The organism is Candidatus Hydrogenedentota bacterium (assembly GCA_035416745.1).
GTDB lineage: Bacteria > Hydrogenedentota > Hydrogenedentia > Hydrogenedentales > SLHB01 > UBA2224.
In genome coordinates this window covers 1-4,942 of record DAOLNV010000156.1, presented here as the reverse complement: position 1 = coordinate 4,942, position 4,942 = coordinate 1, and the positions used below count along the sequence as shown (strand labels likewise).

The window sequence follows — 4,942 nt, the reverse complement described above, 5'->3', positions numbered from 1 at the left end:
GCCGCCCTGACGCTGGCCCCCGGCCTCGCCGTTGCCGCCGAGGAGCTCTCGCCCGCGGAAATCGTCAAGAAGGCCAACCATATGGCCTATTACCAGGGAAAGGACGGCAGCGCCCGGGTCAAGATGACCATCACGGACGAACAAGGCCGCAAACGCGACAAGGAATTTACCATCCTTCGCAAGAACATGGACGACCAGGACCGGGAACAGCGGTTCTACGTCTATTTCCATCAGCCAGCCGATGAAAGCGGCACCGTGTTCATGGTCTGGAAACACGTCGGCAAGGACGACGACCGCTGGCTCTACCTGCCCGCGCTCGATGTGATCAAACGGATCGCCGCCTCCGACGAGCGCACCAGCTTCGTCGGGTCCGACTTCTTTTACGAAGACGTATCCGGACGCAACCCGGACGAGGACAACCACGAGTTGGTCAAGACCGACGACACCTACTACGTCGTGAAGAGCACCCCCAAACCGGAGAACAAGGCCAAGGTCGAGTTCGACTCGTTCACGTCATACATCCACAAGAGCACGTTCATCCCCGTGAGCATGCAATTCGAACGGGACGGCAAAGTCTACCGCGAGATGAAGACGCTGTCCGTCAAAGACATTCAGGGCTACAAGACCAGTGTCAAGAGCAGCGTGAAAGACCATAACCAGAACAGCGAGACCATTCTCGAATACAGCGCGGTCAAATACGACATCGGGCTGCCCGACGACATCTTCACCGAGCGTTACCTGCGCAATCCGCCCCGCGAACATCTCCAATAAGGGCGGACGACCGCACTCATTCAGGGCTGGACCGGACGTGTCCGGCCCTTTTGCTTTCGATGGCCTTCGCCCCGCCTGAAATCCCCGCCCGGATGACTTCTTCGCCATCCCTGCGCTACAATATCCTCGGACGCGGGCATACGCCGCGCCCGGCGCCATCTCACGCGCGGAGGGTTAGCGTAATGGTAACGCACCGGTCTTGAAAACCGGCGCCTTCGGGCTTGGGGGTTCGAGTCCCTCACCCTCCGCCACTTCTTAAACCTAGTTTTCACAATAAGTTATGAAATGTAAGCGCCGGCCGAGAAGCGCAGCGGGTATCGGGGGCGTTCGAGAAGTGAAGCATCCTTCGCAGACTCTCCAGTTCCCGTGGTGCTTGACGTCTGCCGTGGATAATGGTCAAATCACGCGAAGGAGCAGTACCGGTTCGGCAGAGAGGATGAAGAGGTCGTTAGAACGAGGCGGGACAGCATTCTTTGACACACTTTGACACTACGCGATGGAGTGTTGTGCGGGCAGCGGCGAGTGAGGGGTCCCAGGCAAGGGGTGCTTTAGAGACTCTTTGTTCGACCTATTGGTATCCGCTCTACATGTACATCCGCTACCGGGGCAACTCCGCTGAAGACGCAAAAGACCTGATACAGGAATTCTTCACACGTTTTCTGGAAAAGGACTATCTAAAAGACGTGGACCAAGACAAAGGAAAGTTCCGCTCTTTCTTGTTGGCTTCGGTAAACCACTTCCTGTCCAATGAGCGAGACCGCGCGCGTACCCTCAAACGCGGCGGCGGCGTCACTTTTCTGCCGGTGGACTACGACGAGGTCGAGGAACGGTATGCAGGAACAGCCTGCCAGGTCCGGTCCGCGGAGAAACTGTTCGACCGGGCGTGGGCCCTGGCCACACTCGAAGCCACCCTCGGGCGGTTACGGCAAGAGTTTGTTGCGGCCGGCAAAGAGGACCTCTTTGACAAGCTAAAAGGCACGCTGACAGGACAGGATGACCACATTCCCTATCAGGAGTTGGGCGAGCAATTGGGCCTTTCCGAGGGAGCTGTAAAGGTGGCGGTCCACCGCCTGCGGCGCCGGTACCGCGACCTGCTCCTGGAAGAAATTGCCGCTACGCTGGCCGAGGGCGAAAGTGTTGACGAAGAATTGCGCGACCTGTTTTCCGCCCTCGGGACCTGAGCGAGTTTTGCCCCCACGGCGGCGCCCATTCCCACGGCAATGGGGCGTCGGTTTGTAACCTCCCCGCGCCTTTGCGTCTATACAGAAACGAGGCACCATGCCGCCCAACTATGTTGCCGCTTTCGAGACCGAGAGGGCGCGGTCAGTTCGGGGTGTCTGAAGGGAGGTTTTCCATGAAACCGCGCGTTCTGGCATCCGTGGCAGTGGTTATCCTGGTTGTCCTTACCCTGCCGGTAATCCTGGTCAAGATGGCGGGATCGAGGGACGAGCAGGCGGGACCCGGTAATGGGCTTCAACAAGAGTACGGCCGGATTCGGGCAGAGGGCCAGCCCATTACGTTATAAGGAATTAGATGCGTGGTACGAACGCCCCGCGGACAACGCCGCGGACCTGTATCTTGCCGCGTTGGAAGCCCATGTGGAGCCTTCGCCCGAACTCCAGGCCAACCTGCCTCTCGAAAGCGGGACCGGGTTGCCGCCCCAGGGACAGCCGCTGCCGGAGACAACGCGCAAGGCCATTCAGGAATACGTGCAGTTGAACAACGGCGCCATCAACTTGCTGCACGAAGCAGCTGCACGCCGGCAGTGCCGCTATCCCATTGACCTTCGTAAGGGATGGGCCGTCGAGCTGTCCCATCTGGCAAAGGGCAGGAGGGCGGCGCGAAGGGTCCCGTTAACTCGTCGTCTACAGCATTAGCGGGAGCGGGCGGGATGATGGCGGCGTTGAGTCCGTGGACGAGATACAGGCATGGCTCAGTGGCATTATCACTGTGAGCGTATCACAATGACGACCCCGCGCCGGTAACCTTCAGCGCGCGCTTCTTCTATATAGTATTGGGAACGAGAAGCGCCGCCGATCGGCGGCCTGCGAAAGGAGGCTTTCTGTGAGAGACAGGACCAAGCTTGGAATCACCCTGGTGCTCGCACTCCTGGCGGCGGCCTTACCGCTGGCGTGCAAACCTCCAGCGCAGCAGGCTGCCCCCGCATCACCAGACGGTATTGCCGGCACTTACAAACTCGTCTCCGTCGGAGGCAACCCCGTCCCCAAAGAGTCGGGATCGATCACGCTGAACGACAACGGTACATTGTCGTCGGTTATGGACTGGGGGGCGATGCATTTTGGCGACGGTGGAATCCACAACTTTAGAGGCACGTACGTCAAGCAGGATGCCGGCTACGTTCTGACATGGGAAGGTGCGGGGCAGACCTGGGTGACGATTGACGGTTCGAAACTCACCATGAACAACGAGGGGATGCTTTTCGTTTATGAAAAAGAGGGGCAGGGCGCTGAACCTGCTGCGGCCGGGCAGTCCGCCGCAAGATCTCCGCAAGAGGTGCTGGACCAGTTCCTTGGCACCTGGGACTGTGACGCGACTCTCTACGAGGGGCCTAACGCATCAGGAAGAAGTATTGCCACGCGGAGCACGTTTGCCCGCGTTCTCGGCGGCAGGTTCGTCCAGGAAAACGGCCGGGACTCAGAGAACAACGCCTCAATCACCTTGTATACGTACGATGGGTCCAGCCAGTGCTACCGAAGCTCGTTTTTCTCCTCATCCATTGGCCATCCCGAACCGACTACCGGCCGGTGGAACGAAACGGCCCGCACGCTGGACTGGACCACTTCCGGCAACGGATATACCACAACCATTCAGCACCGGTTTTTCAATGAAAATGCTTGGGAAGCCACGTGTGAAGTCATGGACCCCGCGGGCGTCAAGTCGTTCCATGGCGAATATAAGGTGACACGCGCCAAGGATCCAACCCCGGTCATTCTGTCTGAAGCGGGTAATACGGGCGGGCCGCTGCCGCTGGGACTCGCTCCTCTTGGGAACTTCGTAGGTAAGTGGCGCGACACTTATACGTACACCTTTCCAAAAGCCGGGGGGCCTCCCGATACGAAGGAGGGTTCGTCGCTGATGACGAGCCGGTGGGTGCTGGGCGGCCGGTTTCTTCAAGCGCAGTTCGAGCGCGCCGACAACACGAGCGACCAGTTGATCCTCACCTATGATGACAAGCAACGGTGTTACCTGGCCAGTTGGTTCGGATCGATGGGCGCATCAAACGAATCCACGGGCACATGGGACCCGGCCACCAGGACGCTTGCATGGACCGCAAAGAGTGAACCCTCGGCGAAGGCCTTTACGACCTCGTTTTACCGGTTTATGGACAGTGGCGTTATGGAATGGGGTATACAGATAATGAGCGACCAAGGCGCAACGCTCATGCAAGCGGAAGGCAAAGCCACCAAAGAGTAACGGCTGCATCGCCAAAAGAAGGATGGAACCGATGAGCAGAAGAAAGGCAATCGCGTGGCTCTACGGCGAGTTTGCCGAACTGAATGCAGCCGGCATCCTGTCCGTCGAGATAATCGAGCAGTTACGGGCCCACTACGGTCCCGTGTCGATACGCTCCAAACGAAGCACCGCCCTGTTGTTGTTCAGCATTCTGGGCGCCGCATCGATAGGGCTCGGCATTATCCTGTTGTTGGCCCACAACTGGAACACGCTGGGACGGCCCATTAGGACGGTCTTGTCGTTCATGCCCCTCATGGCGGGCCAGGCCCTCGTATGGTGGACGCTGCTGTGCCGATCGCGATCAACGCCGTGGCGCGAAGGGAGCGGAGTGTTTCTGGCGTTGGCGGTGGGCGCCTGCATCTCACTGATCAGCCAGACCTACCACATCAAGGGCGACATGAGCACGTTCCTGCTGACCTGGATCATCCTGGGCGGCCCGCTGGTGTACGTGCTTGACTCCACGGCGGTGGCGCTGTTGTACCTGGCAGGCACAACCTGCTGGGCGGCAGCGGTCCAGTTTGAACACAGCCAGGCGCTGTTGTTCTGGCCGCTGGCGGCGTTTCTGGCGCCCCACATCTGGCAGGCGTTTAAGAAAAATCCCGAGGGGCCGCGGGTACAATTGTTGTCGTGGGGTCTGTGTGCGGCCCTGCCGTTTGCGACGGGATTTGTCCTGGAGCGCACGATGCCGGGGCTGTGG

At 59.4% G+C, this 4,942-nt stretch carries 6 protein-coding genes and 1 tRNA gene; all 7 read left to right on the top strand.

What is annotated here, in order from left to right; genetic code table 11:
- Positions 1-6 precede the first annotated feature (6 nt).
- Entirely contained in the window at positions 7-771 is a 765-nt protein-coding gene (locus PLJ71_22430) for an outer membrane lipoprotein-sorting protein (GenBank protein HQM51445.1), read from the top strand.
- A gap of 168 nt (positions 772-939) precedes the next feature.
- A tRNA-Ser gene (locus tag PLJ71_22425) sits at positions 940-1,022 on the top strand.
- Positions 1,023-1,277: 255 nt separating this feature from the next.
- Positions 1,278-1,952 (top strand): sigma-70 family RNA polymerase sigma factor, encoded by a 675-nt coding sequence (locus PLJ71_22420; GenBank protein HQM51444.1) that lies wholly within the window; start codon positions 1,278-1,280, stop codon positions 1,950-1,952.
- A gap of 173 nt (positions 1,953-2,125) precedes the next feature.
- On the top strand, positions 2,126-2,296 hold the full coding sequence (locus tag PLJ71_22415; protein ID HQM51443.1) for a hypothetical protein: 171 nt from the start codon (positions 2,126-2,128) through the stop codon (positions 2,294-2,296).
- On the top strand, positions 2,238-2,648 hold the full coding sequence (locus tag PLJ71_22410) for a hypothetical protein (GenBank protein HQM51442.1): 411 nt from the start codon (positions 2,238-2,240) through the stop codon (positions 2,646-2,648). Before PLJ71_22415 ends, PLJ71_22410 begins: the two co-directional genes overlap by 59 nt.
- A 187-nt stretch (positions 2,649-2,835) precedes the next feature.
- Positions 2,836-4,206, top strand: coding sequence for a DUF1579 family protein (locus PLJ71_22405; protein HQM51441.1), 1,371 nt, complete (start codon positions 2,836-2,838; stop codon positions 4,204-4,206).
- Between the two features lie 31 nt (positions 4,207-4,237).
- The coding region (locus PLJ71_22400) for a DUF2157 domain-containing protein (protein ID HQM51440.1) at positions 4,238-4,942 on the top strand (705 nt) is incomplete at its 3' end.